The 19,749-nt window shown below is 72.4% G+C and carries 16 protein-coding genes; 9 read left to right on the forward strand and 7 right to left on the reverse strand.

What is annotated here, in order from left to right; translation table 11 throughout:
- On the forward strand, positions 1 to 792 hold a 792-nt coding region (locus BZL64_RS41270), incomplete at its 5' end, for a helix-turn-helix transcriptional regulator (protein WP_244205451.1).
- Between the two features lie 35 nt (positions 793 to 827).
- Positions 828 to 1,049 carry a DUF6191 domain-containing protein gene (locus BZL64_RS23135; protein ID WP_086771120.1) on the forward strand — a complete coding sequence of 74 codons (222 nt, stop codon included), beginning with the start codon at positions 828 to 830 and terminating at the stop codon, positions 1,047 to 1,049.
- A 26-nt stretch (positions 1,050 to 1,075) separates the two neighbouring features.
- Here the strand turns inward: BZL64_RS23135 and BZL64_RS23140 are convergent, their stop codons facing one another.
- Together BZL64_RS23140 and BZL64_RS23145 are read right to left on the reverse strand one after the other, a co-directional pair.
- A complete protein-coding gene (locus BZL64_RS23140; protein WP_167396190.1) occupies positions 1,076 to 2,215 on the reverse strand; it encodes a PQQ-dependent sugar dehydrogenase in 1,140 nt (379 codons plus the stop codon).
- Positions 2,216 to 2,361: 146 nt separating this feature from the next.
- Positions 2,362 to 3,360, reverse strand: a complete 999-nt coding sequence (locus BZL64_RS23145; protein ID WP_086771122.1) for an aldo/keto reductase — start codon at positions 3,358 to 3,360, stop codon at positions 2,362 to 2,364.
- 75 nt (positions 3,361 to 3,435) lie between these two features.
- Between BZL64_RS23145 and BZL64_RS23150 the strand changes: the two genes are divergently transcribed.
- The 6 genes from BZL64_RS23150 to serA all read left to right on the forward strand — a co-directional run bounded on the left by BZL64_RS23150 (position 3,436) and on the right by serA (position 13,472).
- Complete coding sequence (locus BZL64_RS23150) at positions 3,436 to 4,401, forward strand: 2-hydroxyacid dehydrogenase (protein ID WP_208639500.1); 966 nt, start codon at positions 3,436 to 3,438, stop codon at positions 4,399 to 4,401.
- A 416-nt stretch (positions 4,402 to 4,817) separates the two neighbouring features.
- On the forward strand, positions 4,818 to 7,841 hold the full coding sequence (locus BZL64_RS23155; protein ID WP_167396188.1) for a putative bifunctional diguanylate cyclase/phosphodiesterase: 3,024 nt from the start codon (positions 4,818 to 4,820) through the stop codon (positions 7,839 to 7,841).
- A 244-nt stretch (positions 7,842 to 8,085) separates the two neighbouring features.
- Positions 8,086 to 9,939, forward strand: coding sequence for an acetolactate synthase large subunit (locus BZL64_RS23160; RefSeq protein WP_208639501.1), 1,854 nt, complete (start codon positions 8,086 to 8,088; stop codon positions 9,937 to 9,939).
- Positions 9,940 to 9,959: 20 nt separating this feature from the next.
- Entirely contained in the window at positions 9,960 to 10,487 is a 528-nt protein-coding gene (gene ilvN / locus BZL64_RS23165) for an acetolactate synthase small subunit (protein WP_073494430.1), read from the forward strand.
- Between the two features lie 129 nt (positions 10,488 to 10,616).
- A complete protein-coding gene (gene ilvC, locus BZL64_RS23170; protein ID WP_086771125.1) occupies positions 10,617 to 11,615 on the forward strand; it encodes a ketol-acid reductoisomerase in 999 nt (332 codons plus the stop codon).
- 267 nt (positions 11,616 to 11,882) lie between these two features.
- The gene (gene serA, locus BZL64_RS23175; protein ID WP_086771126.1) at positions 11,883 to 13,472 is read left to right on the forward strand and encodes a phosphoglycerate dehydrogenase; all 1,590 of its coding nucleotides are present in this window, start codon (positions 11,883 to 11,885) and stop codon (positions 13,470 to 13,472) included.
- Between the two features lie 63 nt (positions 13,473 to 13,535).
- Here the strand turns inward: serA and BZL64_RS23180 are convergent, their stop codons facing one another.
- A complete protein-coding gene (locus BZL64_RS23180; protein WP_086771127.1) occupies positions 13,536 to 15,062 on the reverse strand; it encodes an MFS transporter in 1,527 nt (508 codons plus the stop codon).
- A 97-nt stretch (positions 15,063 to 15,159) separates the two neighbouring features.
- Between BZL64_RS23180 and BZL64_RS23185 the strand changes: the two genes are divergently transcribed.
- Positions 15,160 to 15,744, forward strand: a complete 585-nt coding sequence (locus BZL64_RS23185) for a TetR/AcrR family transcriptional regulator (RefSeq protein WP_086771128.1) — start codon at positions 15,160 to 15,162, stop codon at positions 15,742 to 15,744.
- Here the strand turns inward: BZL64_RS23185 and BZL64_RS23190 are convergent.
- The 4 genes from BZL64_RS23190 to BZL64_RS23205 all read right to left on the reverse strand — a co-directional run.
- Complete coding sequence (locus BZL64_RS23190; protein ID WP_086771129.1) at positions 15,719 to 16,411, reverse strand: ATP-binding cassette domain-containing protein; 693 nt, start codon at positions 16,409 to 16,411, stop codon at positions 15,719 to 15,721. The two genes, BZL64_RS23185 and BZL64_RS23190, sit on opposite strands and share 26 nt — an antisense overlap.
- Positions 16,408 to 17,415 (reverse strand): ABC transporter ATP-binding protein, encoded by a 1,008-nt coding sequence (locus tag BZL64_RS23195; RefSeq protein WP_244205452.1) that lies wholly within the window; start codon positions 17,413 to 17,415, stop codon positions 16,408 to 16,410. The genes BZL64_RS23190 and BZL64_RS23195 overlap by 4 nt, the downstream gene beginning before the upstream one ends.
- Complete coding sequence (locus BZL64_RS23200) at positions 17,405 to 19,153, reverse strand: ABC transporter permease subunit (RefSeq protein WP_086771131.1); 1,749 nt, start codon at positions 19,151 to 19,153, stop codon at positions 17,405 to 17,407. Before BZL64_RS23200 ends, BZL64_RS23195 begins: the two co-directional genes overlap by 11 nt.
- A partial coding sequence (locus BZL64_RS23205; RefSeq protein ID WP_341868824.1) for an ABC transporter substrate-binding protein occupies positions 19,150 to 19,749 on the reverse strand: 600 nt, incomplete at its 5' end. The genes BZL64_RS23205 and BZL64_RS23200, both read right to left, overlap by 4 nt.

A 19,749-nucleotide genomic window follows, 5' to 3' on the forward strand; every position in this document is an offset into this window, starting at 1 on the left:
GCCCTCGCCGCGGGCGAGGGCCGCCTTCCGGACGCCCGCGCCCATCTCGCCCGCGCCCTCGACCGCGGCTTCCCGCCCGGCGCCCATCGCTACGCCTGGCCGCTGCTCCTCACCGGGGCCGCCACCGAGGGCGACGCCCGTGGCCTGCCCGGCGCCGACCAGGGCCGCGACGAGCTCCTCGCCCGCATCCGGGAGGCCGCCAAGAAGATCGTCGCCGTCGTCCCCGTCTGGCGGGCACACGAGCTGTGGCTGCGGGCCGAACTGCTGCGCGCCGAGGGCGGCGGCGGCCCCGCGGACTGGGCCGAGGCGGTCACCGCCTTCGAGACGATGGAGCGCCCCCACGACCTCGCCCGCACCCGGTACCGGCTGGCCGAGGCACTCCTCACGGAGGGTGGTGACGACGAACGCGACCGCGCCGCCGAACTGCTCCGCCTCGCCCACGCCGTCGCCGCCCACCTGGGCGCACGGCCCCTCGCCGACGCGGTCGGCCGGCTCGCCCAGCGGGCCCGGCTGTCCCTGACGCCCGGTCCCCGACGGGCCCCGGCCGCCTCCGACCCCGTCGAGGCGCTCGGTCTCACCGGACGGGAACGCGACGTCCTGCGTCTGGTCTCGGCCGGCCGTACCAACCGCCAGATAGCCGAGGCCCTCTTCATCTCGCCGAAGACGGCGAGCGTCCACGTCTCCAACATCCTGGCCAAGCTCGGCGTCGCCGGACGGGGCGAGGCGGCTGCGGTGGCGCACCGGCTGGGGCTCTTCCCGGCCGAAGCTCTCCAGGTGCCGCCCGTGGGGTGAGGCGTAGGCTGGCGGGAACCGGCCAGGGAGGCGCCGTGTTCAACATGTTCGACGAACTGTTCGCACCCGGCCGCAAGCACACCCGTGACGAGCAGAACCGTCTGGAGCTGACCAGGGAGGACGTCGGCGACGCCGATCCCGGACACGGGCCCATAGACCTCGCGTCCGGAACCGTCCTGGTCGTGAGACCGCCCGAACCGGCGCCCCCCGATGCAGCCGCGCCCGACACGGCTCCGCCCGAGGAGCCCGGCGGCTGACGGCAGGCCCGCGCGCGGGAGGCCCCTCAGCTCACCTTCAGCTCCAGGATCCGGTCGTCGCCCTCCTTCGGCGCGCCCCGGCCGTCCGTGTTGCTGGTCGTGACCCACAGCTTGCCGCCGCCCGCCGCGACGACGGTACGCAGCCTGCCGTGGTCGCCCTCCAGGAAGGCCTGTGAGTCGGCCGACGCCGCCGTGCCCTTCAGCGGGACGCGCCACAGGCGCTGCCCCCTCAGGCCCGCCATCCATATCGAGCCCTCGGCGTAGGCGATCCCGCTGGGCGAGGCCTCGTCGGTGCCCCACTGGTCCAGCGGATCGCGGTACTTCCCGTCGTCGGACTTCCCCTCGGCCTCCGGCCAGCCGTAGTTGCCGCCCGGCACGATCGCGTTCAGCTCGTCCCAGGTGTTCTGGCCGAACTCGGCGGCGAACAGCCGCTGCTTCGCGTCCCAGGCGAGACCCTGCACATTGCGGTGGCCGTACGAGTACACCGGGGAGTCGGGGAAGGGGTTGCCCGGCGCCGGCTCGCCCTCCGGGGTCAGCCGCAGGATCTTGCCGCCCAGGGACTCCTTGTCCTGCGACAGACCCTGCTGTCCGCTCTCACCAGTGCCCACGTACAGGAGGCCGTCGGGGCCGAAGGCGATCCGCCCACCGTTGTGGATCATGCCCTTGGGGATGCCCCGGAACACGGTGTCCGGCGCGCCCAGCTGCTCGCCGACGGGGCGCCCGGCGTCGTACAGCATGCGGACCACGCGGTTGTCGGACGCCGAGGTGAAGTAGGCGTACACCATGTGGTCCGAGGCGTAGTCGGGGGAGAGGGCGATGCCGAGCAGGCCGCCCTCGCCGGCCGCCGAGACGCCCGGCACCTCACCCAGCTCGGTCTTCGTGCCGCTCTCCTCGTCGACCAGGGTGATCGTCCCCTCGTCGCGCGAGGCGACCAGCAGGCCGCCCTCGGGAAGCGGCACGAGGCCCCAGGGGGTGTTCAGACCCTCGGCGACGGTGCGCACCACCTCGACCGTGCCCTTCGCGGGCGGGGTCTCCTCGGCCGGCGACGCGGACGAGCCGGCCGCCGTGGGGCTGGGGGACGGGCTCGGGGCGGCGCCGGACCCTTCGTCGTCCGAGGAGCAGCCTGCCGACAGCAGGAGCACACTCGCGGCCAGCACGGCCGTCACTGCGCGACGTTGCACGATCTTGGTCCCTTCGACGCGGCGGTCCAGCGGCAGGTTCTCCTTGTCATACACCGCTCGCGCCCTTCGAGTTCCCGATCTCCGGAACCCGATTCCGCCGCCCCGGCTTCCACGGAGCCGCCCGGAGGCCCTCAGTCCCACGAACCCCGGGCCGCCGGCAGCTCCGCCACCTCGGCCAGGTCCCGCGCGGTCAGCCGCAACCCGGCCGCCCCCGCGTTCTGCGCCACCCACCGCTCCTGCTTGGCCCCCGGCACCGGCACCACGTGCCGGCCCTGCGCCAGCACCCAGGCCAGCGCCACCTGCGCGGCCGTCACGCCCTCGCCCTGCCGGGCGGCCACCCGGCGCAGCCCGGCGACGACCGGCTGGTTGGCGGCCATCATCTCGGCGGTGAAACGGGGATGCCGGGCCCGCATGTCATCGGGTTCGAAGCCCTCGCCCGGCGTCAGCGTGCCGGTGAGGAAACCATTCCCCAGAGGCATGGCCGCCAGGAACCCGATACCGCGGGTCTCGCACCACGGCAGCAGCGCGTCCAGCGCCTCCGGCGACCACACCGACAGCTCCGCCTCCACCGCGCTCACCGGGAACACCTGCTGCACGCGCCGCAACTGACGGATCGTCGCGTCGTACAGCCGCCCGCCGGCACGGCGTCCGCCCCGCGCGCCCACCGCGCACAGGCCCAACGCCCGTACCTTGCCCGCGCGCACCAGCTCGGCCATCGCCCCCCACGTCTCCTCCACCGGGACCTCGGGGTCCGCGCGGTGCAGCTGGTAGAGGTCGATGACGTCCGTCTGGAGCCGACGCAGGGAAGCGTCACAGGCTCGTCTCACATAGCCGGGACGGCCGTTGGCCACGATGTGCTGCTCGCCGACCAGCAGTCCGGCCTTCGTCGACACGAACGCGTCCCCGCGCCGCTCCTTCAACACCCGCCCCAGCAACAGCTCGTTGGTGAACGGGCCGTACATGTCCGCGGTGTCCAGCAGGGAGACCCCCAGGTCCAGCGCCCGGTGCAGGGCCCTCAGCGACTCGTCGCCCCGCTGCCGCGACCCGCTGTACCCCCAGCTCATCGGCATGCACCCGAGTCCGACGGCCCCCACCGCGAGCGCCGCCGCGCCGATCGTCCTGCGCTCCACCTGCTCGTGACCTCCCTAGCCCGGACCATCAACCTAACCTCTGCACCCGCGCGTGCCTGACATAGCCTCCTGACCATGACTGCTGACCTGTGGCTGCCCATCCCGCCGGACGAGATCGAAGGGCTCCCCGAGGGCCTCAACCCCCTCTTCTGGGACGGCGGTCCCACCGGAGAGCAGGAGTTCCCGGGCGATCCCGCCGACTGCGTCTTCTACGTCGTGCCCTACATGAAGCGGCAGCCCGTGAAGGTGCGCCCGCTGCCGCGGATGCGCAACGTCCGCGTCGTCCAGACCCTCACCGCGGGCGTCGACGACGTCACCGCGCGCCTGGCCGACCTCCCGCCGGGCGTACAGCTCTGCAACGCGCGCGGGGTGCACGAGGCGAGCACCGCCGAGCTGGCGCTCACCCTCACCCTGGCCTCCCTGCGCGGCATCCCGAAATTCGTGCGCGCCCAGGAACAGGGCCACTGGCAGAGCGAGTTCCACCCCGCGCTCGCCGACAAGAACGTCCTCATCGTCGGGTACGGCGCGATCGGCTCGGCGATCGAGGACCGGCTCGCGCCGTTCGAGGTCGCGCGGGTGGCGCGCGTCGCGCGCTCCGCACGCACTACGGCGCGCGGTCCCGTGCACCCACTCACCGAACTGCCCGCGCTGCTGCCCGAGGCGGACGTCGTCATCCTCTCCACGCCCCTGACCGAGAGCACCCGTGGCCTGGTGAACGCCGGCTTCCTCGCCCGCATGAGGAACGGCGCGCTGCTGGTCAACGTCGCCCGTGGCGCGGTCGTCGACACCAAGGCCCTGCTCGCGGAGCTGGAGAGCGGCCGGCTCACCGCCGCCCTGGACGTCACCGACCCCGAACCCCTGCCGCGGGCCCACCCGTTGTGGCAGGCGCCGGGCGTGCTGATCAGCCCGCACGTCGGCGGGCCCACGTCCGCCTTCCTGCCGCGCGCCAAGCGCCTGCTGGTGGACCAGTTGGGACGATTCGTGAACCGGGAGCCCCTGCGCAACGTGATCCTTACGACGGGTGCCACCGACGAGGAATGACAGCCACGGCACACGTGCGGTCCGCTTCGGGCACCCTCCGCAGTCCCGCGGACGCGGTCCGTACCGGCATAGTCGCTGGTCGTCACTGAGCGTAGAGAAGCTATGTCCCTGAGTGACGAGACTGGTGTATCGTCCCGACAGGGGCTGCGCCGTGCACCGTTCGGCGCCGGGGATGCACATCTCAGACTGTGAGGGGGGCGACGGGCGATGCACGGCCGATGGACGAACGACCCGACGAGGCGGAGCCGCCGCCGACGGCCCTGTTGCACGGCCGGGCGCGGAAGCGACGGCCCCGCCGGTCACGGAAGCCGGCCCACCGGCCGTCACCACCGCAGGCACAGCGGCCGCCGCGGTCACACGCACCCGGCGCACCGGGGCGTGCGGGACGCGGGAGCGGCACGGACCTGGAGGATCCGGTGAGTTCCCCGCCGACCTCCACGACCCTCCTCGACGGAGCGCCGCGGGCGCAGGCCCCCGCCCCGGCGGGCACGCCGCCGGCCAGGCCGCCGTCCTTCGGCCGCCCCGGATCGAACACGGTCCACCAACTCCTGCTGGCCCTGGTGTGCGCGGGATACGCCGTCGGTTCCGCGCTCGGCTGGGGCTCCGACCATGTCGCCCTGATCATGGGGGATTTCGGCCTCTCCGCCGCCGCCGGCGCCGCCTCGGTCTCCTGCTTCCTCTACGCGCGCACCCGCCGCGTCCGCCTGCGCCCCGCCTGGCTGCTGTTCTCGTTCTCCTCGGCGATGGCGGCCCTCGGCAACCTGATCTGGGGGTGGTACGAGGTCGTCCTGGAGCGGCCCGTGCCCAGCCCCAGCCTCGCCGACCTGTTCTTCCTCTGCTTCGCACCGCCCGCGATCGTGGGGCTGCTGGTGCTCGCCGCCCGGCCCGTGACCAAGGCCGGCTGGATCTGCCTCGCGCTGGACGCCTGGCTGATCGCCGGCTCGCTGCTCACCCTGTCCTGGAGCCTCGCGCTGGCCCAGGCCGCCGACCTCGACGGACCGAGCGTGGCGACCGCGGCGCTCACCCTGGCGTATCCGCTGCTCGACATCGCCCTGGTCAGCATGGTGCTGGTGCTGCACTTCCGGCGCTCGCCCGTCAACCGCACCGCGGTCAACACCGCGGTCAGCGCCCTCGCGCTGACCGTGATGTGCGACGCCCTGTTCACCTCACCGCTGCTGCACAACAACTACCGCTCCGGCCAGCTCCTCGACGCCGGCTGGTTCGCCGGATCCCTGCTCCTCGCCTACGCCCCCTGGGCCGCCGGGCGGCACCGCAGGGCGGGCGCCGAGCGGCACACGCGCGTGGTGCACGAGCACCTGCCCGGACAGCGCGCGCACGGCCGTCAGCCCGTGCGGACGCCCGTGCCGGGGGCCGAGGCGACCCGCTATCCGGTCACCCGCCCCATCACGGGCTCCCTGGCCGCCCTCACGCCGTATCTGGCCGCCGCCGTCTGCACCCTGGGGATCCTCTACAACGTCCTCAACGGCCGCAGCGTCGACCGCGTCGTCCTCCTCACCGGCGGCGCCGTCGTGCTCGCCCTCGTGGTGCGCCAGGGCATCATGCTGCTCGACAACATCACCCTCACCCAGGAACTGGCCCAGAAGGAGAACCACTTCCGGTCCCTGGTGCAGGGCTCCAGCGACGTCATCATGATCGCCGCCCCCAGCGGCGTCCTGCGCTACGTCTCCCCGGCCGCCGCCGGTGTCTACGGCCGGACCGCCGAAGACCTGGTGGGCACCGAACTGGCCGACCTCATCCACCCGGAGGACCTGGGGTGCGTGGTGCACGAGGTACGCCGCTTCCTCGCCGCCAGCCCCCAGGAGGAACCCACCACGCGCATCGAGTGCCGGTTCCGCTTCGGCGACGGCGGAGGCTGGCTCAACGTCGAGTCCACCGTGAACCGGCACCACGGCGGCCTGATCTTCAACAGCCGCGACGTGACCGAGCGGGTCCGCCTCCAGGCGCAGCTCCAGCACAACGCCGAGCATGATCCGCTCACCGACCTGCCCAACCGCGCCCTGTTCACCCGGCGCGTGCAGCAGGCGCTCTCCGGGCGTCGCAGCTCCGACCGGGGCACCGCCCTGCGCAACACCGCGGTCCTCTTCATCGACCTGGACGGCTTCAAGGCCGTCAACGACACCATCGGCCACCAGGCCGGCGACGAACTCCTCATCCAGGCCGCCCGCAGACTCCAGGACGCCGTGCGGCAGGGCGACACCGCCTCCCGGCTCGGCGGCGACGAGTTCGCCGCCCTGATCGTCGGCGACGGCACGCGCGACCGCGGTGCCCGAGAGGGTCACATACTGGAGCTGGCCGACCGGCTGCGGCTCACGCTCTCCCAGCCCTATCTGATCGACGGCAACGAGGTGCGGGTCGCCGCCTCCATCGGCGTGGCCTTCGCCGAGGCGGGACTAGGCGCAGGAGAGCTGCTGCGCAACGCCGACCTGGCGATGTACCGGGCCAAGGCGGGCGGCAAGGGCCGGGTCGAGCTGTACAAGCCGCAGATGCAGCAGGACGTCGTACGCAAGGCGGAGCTGGCGACGCGGTTGCGGGCCGCGTTGCACGACGGGGAGTTCGCGCTGCTGCACCAGCCCGTGGTGCGGCTGGACGACGGCCGGATCTCGTCGGTCGCCGCGCAGCCCCGCTGGCGGTCGTCCCAGGGTGTGCTGTTCACGCCCGCCGAGTTCCTCCGGGTGGCGGACGAGGGTGACCGGACCGCCGAGCTGGGCCGCTGGGTGCTGGAGCAGGCCGTCGAGCAGGCCGCCGACCGCGCCGCGAGCGGGCTGAACGTACCGGTGGTGGTCCAGCTGGGTGCCCGGCGGCTGCTGGACCGGTCGCTGCCGCTGGGCTCCGTGGAGGCCCTGCTGACCCGCCACGGGCTGCCGTCCGGGTCCCTGGTGATAGAGCTGTCCGACATCGACGCCGGGGTCTGCCTGGACGACCTGGAGCGCCGGCTCGCCGCACTGAGGCGCCTCGGTGTCCGGATCGCGCTGGACGGCTTCGGTGGCGGCGTGGCCATAACGGCCCTGCGCCGGCTCCCCGCCGACATACTGAAACTCGACCGGGGGCTGGTCGAGGGGGTCGTGGAGTCTGCCCGGCTGCACAAGATCACCAGTGGGCTGCTGAGGATCGCCGGAGAACTCGGACTCCAGTCCGTGGCCGAGGGCGTGGACCTCCCGGAGCAGGTCGTCGCCCTGCGCGCGATGGGCTGCACGCACGGGCAGGGCATGGCGTTCGCCGGACCGCTCGACGAGTACCGGCTGCGCCGGGCACTCGCGCGGGGCAGCTGCCCGTTGCCGCACGGGCCCGCCGAGCCCGCGTTCGCCGGGGGCGCCGCGGGGGTGTTCACCACGGGTGTCCCGGCCGTCCTGGGAGGCGGAAACCTCGGTGGTGGCACGACCCTTCGCTCACATAATGAGACCCCCGTCCCACCCACTTGACAGTCGGTGCGTGCCGGGGGGAGGGTCAATGCCATGCGCACCCGAATTCTCGTACTTGGACAGCGCGTCGGCTGAGCTGGGACGCACCGGAGGACGATCCGGAATCCCCAGCGACCACACCGGCGCGCTCCCCTCGCTTGCCTTTTGGCACGAGGGGTTTTTTGTTGCACCAGTACCTGCAGTCCAGCAGTCGAACACCGTACAAACCTCGCAAAAAACCCTCAGCATCGAGAAGAGAATGCCGATGACCGAGCAGGCCACCGGGGCCCATCACCCGCAGCCGCGGCCCCGATCCGGAGGACAGCACTCCGCGCCCGTCGAGCACGTGACGGGTGCGCAGTCCCTCATCCGTTCTCTCGAGGAAGTCGGCGCCGACACGGTATTCGGCATTCCGGGCGGTGCGATCCTTCCCGCCTACGACCCGCTGATGGACTCCACGAGAGTCCGTCACATCCTCGTCCGCCACGAGCAGGGCGCGGGACACGCCGCCACCGGCTACGCGCAGGCCACCGGCAAGGTCGGCGTCTGCATGGCGACCTCGGGACCGGGCGCCACCAACCTGGTCACCCCGATCGCCGACGCCCACATGGACTCGGTGCCGATGGTCGCGATCACCGGCCAGGTCGCCTCCAAGGCGATCGGCACGGACGCCTTCCAGGAGGCGGACATCGTCGGCATCACCATGCCGATCACCAAGCACAACTTCCTGGTCACCAAGGCCGAGGACATCCCGCGCGTCATCGCGCAGGCCTTCCACATCGCCTCCACCGGCCGCCCCGGCCCGGTCCTGGTCGACATCGCCAAGGACGCCCTCCAGGCGCGGACGACCTTCTCCTGGCCGCCCACCATGGACCTGCCCGGCTACCGCCCGGTGACCAAGCCGCACGCCAAGCAGATCCGCGAGGCCGCCAAGCTGATCACCGCCGCCAAGCGGCCGGTCCTCTACGTCGGCGGCGGCGTCCTCAAGGCACAGGCGACCGCCGAACTGAAGGTCCTCGCCGAGCTGACCGGCGCGCCCGTCACCACCACCCTGATGGCGCTGGGCGCGTTCCCCGACACCCACCCGCTGCACCTGGGCATGCCCGGCATGCACGGCTCGGTGGCCGCCGTCACCGGACTCCAGAAGGCCGACCTGATCGTCGCCCTCGGCGCCCGCTTCGACGACCGCGTCACCGGGAAGCTCGACAGCTTCGCGCCGTACGCCAAGATCGTCCACGCGGACGTCGACCCGGCCGAGATCGGCAAGAACCGCGCCGCCGACGTGCCGATCGTGGGCGACGCCCGCGAGGTCCTCGCCGACCTGATCCAGGCCGTGCAGAAGGAGCACACCGAGAGCGGGCCGGGCGACTACACCGCCTGGTGGAAGGATCTCAGCCGCTGGCGCGAGACCTACCCGCTGGGCTACGACCAGCCCGCGGACGGCTCGCTCTCCCCGCAGCAGGTCATCGAGCGCATCGGGCAGCTCGCGCCCGACGGCACGGTGTTCGCGGCGGGCGTCGGCCAGCACCAGATGTGGGCCGCGCACTTCATCCAGTACGAGAAGCCCGCCACCTGGCTGAACTCCGGCGGCGCGGGCACGATGGGCTACGCGGTCCCGGCCGCGATGGGCGCCAAGGCGGGTGTCCCCTCCAAGACCGTCTGGGCGATCGACGGCGACGGCTGCTTCCAGATGACCAATCAGGAACTGACCACCTGCGCCCTGAACAACATCCCGATCAAGGTCGCCATCATCAACAACGGCGCCCTCGGGATGGTCCGCCAGTGGCAGACCCTCTTCTACAACCAGCGCTACTCCAACACCGTGCTGCACAGCGGCCCGGAGGCGGACGGCAAGCAGCCGAGCGCCGGCACCCGCGTCCCCGACTTCGTCAAGCTGTCGGAGGCGATGGGCTGCTACGCGATCCGCTGCGAGGACCCGGCCGACCTGGACAAGGTCATCGAAGAGGCGAACTCGATCAACGACCGCCCCGTCGTCGTGGACTTCATCGTCCACGAGGACGCGATGGTGTGGCCGATGGTCGCCGCCGGCACCTCCAACGACGAGATCATGGCCGCACGGGACGTCCGCCCCGACTTCGGCGACAACGAAGACGACTGAGCGAGGAAGACCCAAGAGACATGTCCAAGCACACGCTCTCCGTCCTGGTGGAGAACACGCCCGGCATCCTCGCCCGGATCGCCGCCCTGTTCTCCCGCCGCGGCTTCAACATCGACTCGCTCGCGGTCGGCGTCACCGAGCACCCCGAGATCTCGCGCATCACCATCGTGGTGAACGTGATCGAGGAACTGCCGCTCGAGCAGGTCACCAAGCAGCTCAACAAGCTCGTCAACGTGCTGAAGATCGTCGAGCTGGAACCCGGATCGGCCGTTCAGCGCGAACTCGTTCTGGTGAAGGTGCGCGCCGACAACGAGACGCGTTCCCAGATCGTCGAGATCGTCCAGCTGTTCCGCGCCAAGACCGTGGACGTCTCCCCGGAGGCCGTCACCATCGAGGCCACCGGCGGCAGCGACAAGCTCACCGCCATGCTCAAGATGCTGGAGCCGTACGGCATCAAGGAGCTGGTCCAGTCCGGCACGATCGCGATCGGCCGCGGCTCCCGTTCGATCACCGACCGGTCGCTGCGCGCGCTGGACCGGTCGGCGTAACGACGCGAGGCGACGGAACCGGGCGGCCGGCCGACACCGGCCGCCCGTATACCGAGACCCCGAGACTTCCCTTCCGCCCGCCGTCATACGGTGGGACGCAACACCTGCACACCAAGGAGAGAACCCAAAGTGGCCGAGCTGTTCTACGACGCTGACGCCGACCTGTCCATCATCCAGGGCCGCAAGGTCGCGGTCATCGGCTACGGCAGCCAGGGCCACGCCCACGCGCTGTCGCTGCGCGACTCCGGTGTCGACGTGCGGGTCGGTCTGCACGAGGGCTCCAAGTCCAAGGCCAAGGCCGAGGAGCAGGGCCTGCGCGTGGTGAGCCCGGCGGAGGCGTCCGCCGAGGCCGACCTCATCATGATCCTCATCCCGGACCCGATCCAGGCCCAGGTCTACGAGGAGTCCATCGCCCCGAACCTGAAGGACGGCGACGCGCTGTTCTTCGCGCACGGCTTCAACGTGCGCTTCGGCTTCATCAAGGCCCCGGCCGGCGTGGACGTCGCCCTGGTCGCCCCGAAGGGTCCGGGCCACCTGGTCCGCCGTCAGTACGAGGAGGGCCGCGGCGTCCCCGCGATCGCGGCCGTCGAGCAGGACGCCACCGGCAACGCCTTCGCGCTGGCCCTGTCGTACGCCAAGGCCATCGGCGGCACCCGCGCCGGTGTCATCAAGACGACCTTCACCGAGGAGACCGAGACCGACCTGTTCGGTGAGCAGGCCGTGCTGTGCGGTGGCACCTCGGCGCTGGTCAAGGCGGGCTTCGAGACCCTGGTCGAGGCCGGCTACCAGCCGGAGATCGCCTACTTCGAGTGCCTGCACGAGCTGAAGCTGATCGTGGACCTCATGTACGAGGGCGGCCTGGAGAAGATGCGCTGGTCGGTTTCCGAGACCGCCGAGTGGGGCGACTACATCACCGGCCCGCGCATCATCACGGACGCCACCAAGGCCGAGATGAAGCAGGTCCTCGCCGAGATCCAGGACGGCACCTTCGCCCAGAACTGGATGGACGAGTACCACGGCGGTCTGAAGAAGTACAACGAGTACAAGACGGCCGACTCCGAGCACCTGCTGGAGACCACCGGCAAGCAGCTGCGCAAGCTGATGAGCTGGGTCGACGAGGAGGCGTAAGCCTCACACCGGGGGCCGGAGCGATTCGCTCCGGCCCTCGTCGGTTAACCAGGGGTAACGCCGTGTGTCATGGTGTTGTCCAACCCGTCCAGCCACGGACGGGTGATCCTTCCGCAGAGGCGCAAGACGCTCCTCGCCGCGCCACTACACTGCTGCACTAATACGCGTCAGGCCCACAGCGTCGTGCGTCTTCCACGCGGCTAGCCCCTCCTCCGCCTGCGGCCGTCGGGACGGCCGTCCGCACGCTTTGGACTTGTGAGGACTCACGTGAGCTCGAAACCTGTCGTACTCATCGCTGAAGAGCTGTCGCCCGCGACCGTGGACGCACTCGGCCCGGACTTCGAGATCCGGCACTGCAACGGAGCGGATCGAGCCGAACTGCTCCCGGCCATCGCCGATGTCGACGCGATCCTGATCCGCTCGGCCACCAAGGTGGACGCCGAGGCGATCACCGCCGCGAAGAAGCTGAAGGTCGTCGCGCGAGCCGGCGTCGGCCTGGACAACGTCGACGTGTCCGCCGCCACCAAGGCCGGCGTGATGGTCGTCAACGCCCCCACCTCCAACATCGTGACCGCCGCCGAGCTGGCGTGCGGTCTCCTGCTCGCCACCGCCCGCCACATTCCGCAGGCCAACGCCGCGCTGAAGAACGGCGAGTGGAAGCGCAGCAAGTACACCGGCGTGGAGCTGGCCGAGAAGACCCTCGGCGTCGTGGGCCTCGGCCGCATCGGCGCGCTCGTCGCCCAGCGCATGTCGGGCTTCGGCATGAAGGTCGTCGCCTACGACCCCTACGTGCAGCCCGCGCGGGCCGCGCAGATGGGCGTCAAGGTCCTGTCGCTGGACGAGCTGCTCGAGGTCTCCGACTTCATCACCGTCCACCTGCCCAAGACCCCCGAGACGGTCGGTCTGATCGGCGACGAGGCGCTGCGCAAGGTCAAGCCCAGCGTGCGCATCGTCAACGCGGCCCGTGGCGGCATCGTCGACGAGGAGGCGCTGTACTCGGCGCTCAAGGAGGGCCGGGTCGCCGGCGCCGGCCTCGACGTGTACACCAAGGAGCCCTGCACGGACTCCCCGCTGTTCGAGTTCGACCAGGTCGTCGCCACCCCGCACCTCGGTGCCTCCACCGACGAGGCGCAGGAGAAGGCCGGCATCGCCGTCGCCCGTTCGGTGCGCCTCGCCCTCGCCGGTGAGCTGGTCCCGGACGCGGTGAACGTCCAGGGCGGCGTCATCGCCGAGGACGTCAAGCCGGGCCTGCCCCTCGCGGAGCGCCTCGGCCGCATCTTCACCGCGCTCGCCGGTGAGGTCGCCGTCCGCCTCGACGTCGAGGTCTACGGCGAGATCACCCAGCACGACGTGAAGGTGCTGGAGCTGTCCGCCCTCAAGGGTGTCTTCGAGGACGTCGTCGACGAGACGGTGTCGTACGTCAATGCCCCGCTGTTCGCCCAGGAGCGCGGCGTGGAGGTGCGGCTGACGACCAGCTCGGAGTCGGCCGACCACCGCAACGTGGTCACCGTGCGAGGCACGCTCAGCAGCGGCGAGGAGGTCTCGGTCTCCGGCACGCTGGCCGGTCCGAAGCACCTGCAGAAGATCGTCGCTGTCGGTGAGTACGACGTGGACCTCGCGCTCGCCGACCACATGGTCGTGCTGCGGTACGAGGACCGTCCGGGTGTCGTCGGCACCGTCGGGCGCGTCTTCGGCGAGGCCGGGATCAACATCGCCGGCATGCAGGTCGCCCGTGCGGCGGTCGGCGGTGAGGCCCTCGCGGTCCTCACCGTGGACGACTCGGTCCCGGCGGGTGTCCTGGCGGAGGTCGCCGTGGAGATCGGTGCGGCGTCCGCGCGTGCGGTGAATCTGGTCTGAAGTCGGAGGGGGTTCCTGGGGGCTGAGCCCCCGGACCCCTGCGGCCCTGAACGGGCCGCGTCCTCAAACGCCGGACGGGCTGCATTGCCCGTCCGGCGTTTTGCAGTGCGCCGCCCGGACTCCCCGCAGTGTCACCGCCGCCAGGACCGCCGCGCCCGCCAGCAGCACCGCCCCGGCGATCGCCGCCCCGTTCATCCCGCTCGTGAAGGCCTCCCGCGCCACCGTCGCCAGGCCAGGCACCTCGTCGGCGAGGGCCAGCGCCCCGCCCAGGGTCTCGCGGGCCTCGGCCGGGGCCGAGGCGGGCATCTCGTGGCGGTAGACCGCCGTGCCGATGGAGCCGAGGACGGCCATGCCCAGGGCGCCGCCGAACTCCGTGCCGGTCTCCATCAGGGAGGACGCGGTGCCCGCCCGCTCCACCGGAGCGGTGCCCATCGCGAGGTCCATGATCTGGGACATCACGATGACGCCCCCGACGGCGAGGACGGCGCACGCGACCAGCACCAGCCACATCGAGTCCGTCCCGGCGAGGGACAGCAGCGCGAAGCCGCCCGCGGCGATCGCGAAGCCCGCTGTGACGACGTGGGCGCGGTCGACGCCCTTCTGCACCAGGGCGGTGGCGGCCGGGGCGGCGGCCCCGATCGGCACCGACGGCAGCAGCGCCCACAGGGCCGCTTCCAGCGCGCTCTTGTCGAGCACCGACTGCAGGTACTGCGTGGTGAAGTAGGCCGACCCCATGATCCCGAAGGCCGAGACGAGGTTCAGGGCGACGGAGGGCGCGAAGCCGCGGCCGCGGAACAGGGCGGGGGAGATCATCGGGGAGGCCGTGGTGCGCTGGCGGTGCACGAAGAGGGCCGCGAAGAGCAGGCCGACGGTGATCGAGACAACGTAACGGACGTTCCAGCCCTCGGACGGGATCTCCTTGAGGCCGTAGACCACGGGGAGCACGGCGGCCATCGACAGCGGGACGCTCGGCCAGTCGAAGGGGCCGGGGGCGGGGTTCTTCGACTCGGGGAGCAGCGCTCGCCCGAGGACCAGCAGCAGGACCATCGCGGGCAGGTTGACCAGGAAGACCGAGCCCCACCAGAAGTACTCGACCAGCACACCGCTCATGACCGAGCCGAGTGCGATGCCCGCCGTCATCACCCCGGACCACATGCCGATCGCCTTCGCACGCTGACCGGGGTCGGTGAACATCGTGCGGAGCAGGGCCATCGTCGACGGCATCAGGGTCGCACCGCCGATGCCGAGGACCGCGCGGGCCGCGATCAGGGTCTCGGCGCTGTTCGCGTACGCCGCCACCATCGAGGCCGTACCGAAGGCGGCGGCGCCGATCAGGAGGAGCCTGCGGTGGCCGATGCGGTCGCCGAGGGAGCCCATCGTCATCAGAAGGCCGGCCAGGACGAAGGCGTAGATGTCGAAGATCCACAGCTGTTGGGTGCCGGACGGCTCCAGGTCCGCGCTGATCGACGGGATCGCGAAGTAGAGGACGGAGACGTCCATGGAGACCAGCAGCAGCGGGAGCATCAGGACGCCGAACGCGGTCCATTCGCGGCGGCCGGCGCGTGCGGTCGTGCTCGTCGAGTTCGTCATGCCCAGCAATGTACGGGCGTATTAAACGCTTGTCTAGAACGAGCGTATAAATCGAACGTATAGGACGGTTGTATGGATCGTGGGTAAGGTGGCCCGTATGGGACACCGTGAGGATCTGCTCGAAGGCGCCAAGCGCTGCCTGCTGGCCAAGGGTTTCGTGCGCACGACGGCGCGCGACATCGTCAAGGAGTCGGGGACCAACCTGGCCTCGATCGGCTACCACTACGGCTCGAAGGACGCGCTGCTGGCGCAGGCCTACGTGTCGCTGGTCGAGGGGATGGGCGACGCCTTCGAGGGGGGCGACGGCGCGGGGCCGGCGGGGGAGCCAGGCTCGCTCGAACGCTTCCGGTGCGTGTGGGCGAACATCATCGACACCATGCGGGAACCCGGCTCGCTGTGGCGGCTCAGCATGGAGATCATCGTCATGGGCGACAAGCTGCCCGAGGTCCGCGACCATCTGTCGCGGGCCCAGCGGGAGGCCGGTCGCGGGCTGATCCCGCTGCTCATGGGCGGTCGCGAGGAGGACGTGTCCGACGAGACCGCGGACACCGTCGGCCTGTTCTACGTGACCCTGATGACCGGCCTCATCGCGCAGTGGTCCTTCGATCCGAAGACCGCGCCCGAGGCGGACCAGCTCGCGGAAGGGCTGCGCCAGGTCATCGCGGCGGCGACGAAGGGCTGATCCGCCCGTCCCGCATCCGCACCACCCGGTCCGCGAAGTGCCGTACCACCGCCCGGTCGTGGCAGATGAACAGGTAGCCGAGCCCCAGGTCGTCCTGGAGGTCGGCCAGCAGGTTCAGGACCCCCGCGCGGACCGACGGGTCCAGGGCCGACACGGGTTCGTCGAGGACCAGCAGGCGCGGCTCGGAGGCGAGCGCGCGGGCGATGCCGGCGCGCTGGCACTGCCCGCCGGAGAGTTCGTGGGGGCGGCGGTCGCCGTACGAGGGGTCGAGGCCGACCCGGTCGAGGAGTGCGGCCACGCGCGCGGGGCCGTCGGCGTCGGTCCATCGACCCTGGACCTTCAGGGGTTCCGCCACCGCGTCGCGGATCCGGTGGCGGGGGTTGAGGGAGCCGTAGGGGTCCTGGAAGACCGGCTGCATGCGCGGGCGCAGGGGGCGCAGCTCGCGTTCGGTGAGGGTCGTCAACTCCCGCCCCTCGAAGCGGACTTCGCCGGCGTCGGGGCGGCGCAGCTGGAGGACGGTCAGGGCGGTGGTCGACTTGCCGCAGCCGGACGGGCCGTCGAGGGCGAGGGTCTCGCCGGCCTCCAGGGCGAAGGAGACGCCGTCCACGGCGGTGACGGACCCGTAGCGGACCACGAGGTCCCGCACGTCGAGCAGGGGTGCGGTCATGCCGGTCGTCCTTCCGCGAACAACGTGACGGTGTCGGCGGGGACTTCGTCCGCCCGGTGGCAGGCGACGAGCCGCCCGTCCACCGTCCGCGGCTCCGGTTCCCCGGTACGGCACACGTCCGCCGCCAGTGGGCAGCGGGGCGCGAAGGCGCAGCCGGGCGGCAGGGCGCCCGGCGCCGGAGGCGTGCCGGGGAGGGTGGGCAGCCGGCGGCGCCGGGGGCCGTCCTGGGGGAGGCAGGCGAGGAGTCCGGCGGTGTACGGGGCGCGCGGACGGTTCAACACCTCGCCCACGGGCCCGAGTTCGCTCAGCCGTCCCGCGTACATCACCAGCACGCGGTCCGCGTGGTCGCGTACGACGTCCAGGTCGTGGGTGACGAGGAGCAGGGCCGCGCCGGCCGCCTCACGCTGTTCGGCGAGCACCCGCAGCACCTGCTCGCGGCGCTCGGCGTCCAGCGCGGTGGTGGGCTCGTCGGCGACCACCAGGTCCGGTTCGCCCAGCATCGCCATCGCGATCACCGCCCGCTGGCGCATCCCGCCGGAGTACTCGTGCGGATACGCCCGCGCCCGCCGGGCGGCGTCCGGGATGCCCACCCGGTCCAGCGCGGCGACGGCACGCTCGCGGGCCTCGGCGCGGGAGACGCGGTGCAGCGACCGTACGGCGGCGGCGAGCTGCTCGCCGACCGGGTGCACGGGGGAGAGGGCGGACAGGGCGTCCTGCGGCACGAGCGAGATACGGCGGCCTCGGGCGGCGGCGAGGTCCGCGGAACCGTCCAGCCGGATCTCCCCGCTCATGGCCGCGCCCCGCGGAAGCATCCCGAGCAGGGCCCGCGCGGTGAGGGACTTGCCCGCCCCCGACTCCCCGACCAGCGCGAGGACTTCACCGGGGCGGACGTCGAAGGACAGCCTGCGTACGGCCTCGGTGCCGACGAAGGAGACACGGAGGTCACGGACCGAGAGCAGACTCGGGTGCCGAACCGGCGGCGCCTGCGTCACCTCAGACTCCAACGGGAGCCTCCTTTCCGGGAGTTCGTGCGACGCCCTGCGCGTACGCCGCCCCCGACACCGCCAGTCCCGCCAGCAGGGCCAGGGCGATCGCCGGGGACAGGGCGGCCCACGGGGCGCGTTCCACGTAGGCGCGGGACTCGTCCAGGAGGAGCCCCCACTCGGGGGCCGGGGGCTGGGCGCCGAGGCCGAGGAAGCCCAGGGAGGCCAGGGCGAGGGCGATGCCGGGCAGCCGGAGGAGGGCGTGCCGGGCGACGGGCGCGGCGACCGTGGGCAGCACGTGCCGGGTGAGGATCCACGACGGGGGTGCGCCGATGGCCCGTTGGGCGGTGAGGAACCCCGACGCCCGCACCTCCTGCACCAGTGCCGCCGCGTGCGCGGCCAGCGGCGGCCAGGAGATCAGGGCGACCGCGAAGGCCGCTCCGCCGGTGCCGGGGCCCGCGACGGCCGCGACCAGGATGCCGACGATCACCGGGGGCAGCGCGTTGGCGATGTCCGCCGCCCCGGCCGCGACCCCGGGCAGGAAGCCCAGCGCGAGGGAGAGGACCAGGCTGAGCAGGCAGACGGCCGCCGCCGTGCCGACCGTCGACGCGGCGCCGTGTCCGAGGCGGGCCAGGACGTCCCGGCCGAGCCCGTCGGTGCCGAGCGGGTGTGCCCAGGAGGGCGGGGTCAGCCGGACGGCCGTGTTCACCGCGTACGGGTCGCGCAGCAGGCCCCAGCCGATCGCGGTGGCGAGCAGCGCGGCCAGGGTCAACGGGATCGCGGGGTGGACGCGGACCGGCAGCGGCGGCGGCAGCGACAGCGAGGCGTCCCGCAGGGCGGGGCCCAGGAGCCGCCGCCGTACGAGCGCCGACAGCGCGCCGGTGACCAGGCCCAGGAGCAGCAGGGCCAGGACCGCGCCCTGGAGCAGCGGCAGGTCCTGCGACTTGGCCGCCCCCAGCGCCGTACGGCCGATGCCGGGGACCGCGAACACCGTCTCCACGGCGACCGCGCCACCGGTCAGGCCGACCGCGGCCATGCCGAACTGCGGTACCAGCGGCGGGAGTACGCGGCGCAGCGCGGCGGCCGAGACACGGGCGCGGCTCACTCCGGCGCCCCGCCACAGCTCGACCCACCGCTCCTCCAGGACGGCCGGCAGCGCGTCCGCGACGAGGCGGCCGAGCAGACCGCCGGCCGGGACGCCGAGCGCGACCGCGGGCAGCACCATGGACGAGGGGCCGTCCCAGCCGGACGTCGGCAGCCAGCCCAGCCACACCCCGCACACCAGCAGCCCGACCGTGGCCAGCAGGAACTCCGGGACGGCCGCCAGCATCGCGGCGCCCGCGCCGGCCGACGCCCGCCCGCGCACCAGCACCGGCGCCACGAGCGCGACACCGAGCAGCACCGCCACCCCGAACGCCGCGCCCATCAGGGCGAGCGACACCTGGAGCCCGGCCAGCACGGAGGGCCCCACGTCGGTGCCGGACACCCAGGAGATCCCGAGGTCACCCCGGACCAGGCCGGCCGCCCAGCCGCCCAGCAGGGACAGCGGACCGGCGTCCAGGCCGAGGTCACGGCGGATGGCGTCCAGCGCCTCCCGGGTGGGTTCCTGCTCCGCGGAGCGGGCCCGCAGGACGGACAGGGCCGGGTCGCGGCCGGACAGCCAGGGCAGCAGGCCGACGGCGGCGACGACCGCGAGCAGGGACAGGGACCGGGTCGTCCCGGCGGCACCGGGCCACCGCCGACGGGCGGGGAGTCTCACTTGACGTGGGTGGCGGCCGTGACGAGTTCCCGCTCGCGCGGGTCGTGGGCGGCGCCGACGACTCCGGCCGCGTCACCCTGGATGACCCGCTCGTGCAGCATCGGCACGGCGGCGTCGGTCGCGAGGACGGCGGCCTCGGCGGCGATGACGGCCCTGCGGCGGGCGTCACCGGCGGGCGTCTCGCCGGCCTTCCTCAACTCGGCGTCCACCGAGGGGGCTTTGAGCTGGGCGATGTTGAAGGAGCCGTCGGAGGCGAAGTCGCTGTAGAGGTAGGCGGCCGGATCACCGGAGTCGAGGACGGTCGCGCGCGACAGGATGAACGCGTCGAACTCGCCCGCCAGCGCGTCGGATTCGATGTTGGCGTACTCGCGCACGTCCAGCTTCACCGTGAATCCGGCCTTCTGGAGCTGCTGCTGCAGGGCCGCGGCGACCTCGGGGAGTTCGGCGCGGTCGGTGAACGTGCCGATGGTGACGGTCCGCCCCGCCGGGTCGCCCGCCTCGGCGCGGGTGACCGGTGTGCGCAGCCCGGCCGCCCACGGCAGCGCCGGGCCGAGCAGGCCCTCGGCGACATCGGCGCGGCCCTCGTAGACGCCCTT

The sequence above is a fragment of the Streptomyces bobili genome (assembly GCF_002154575.1).
In the GTDB taxonomy this organism is placed as follows: Bacteria; Actinomycetota; Actinomycetes; order Streptomycetales; family Streptomycetaceae; genus Streptomyces; species Streptomyces bobili.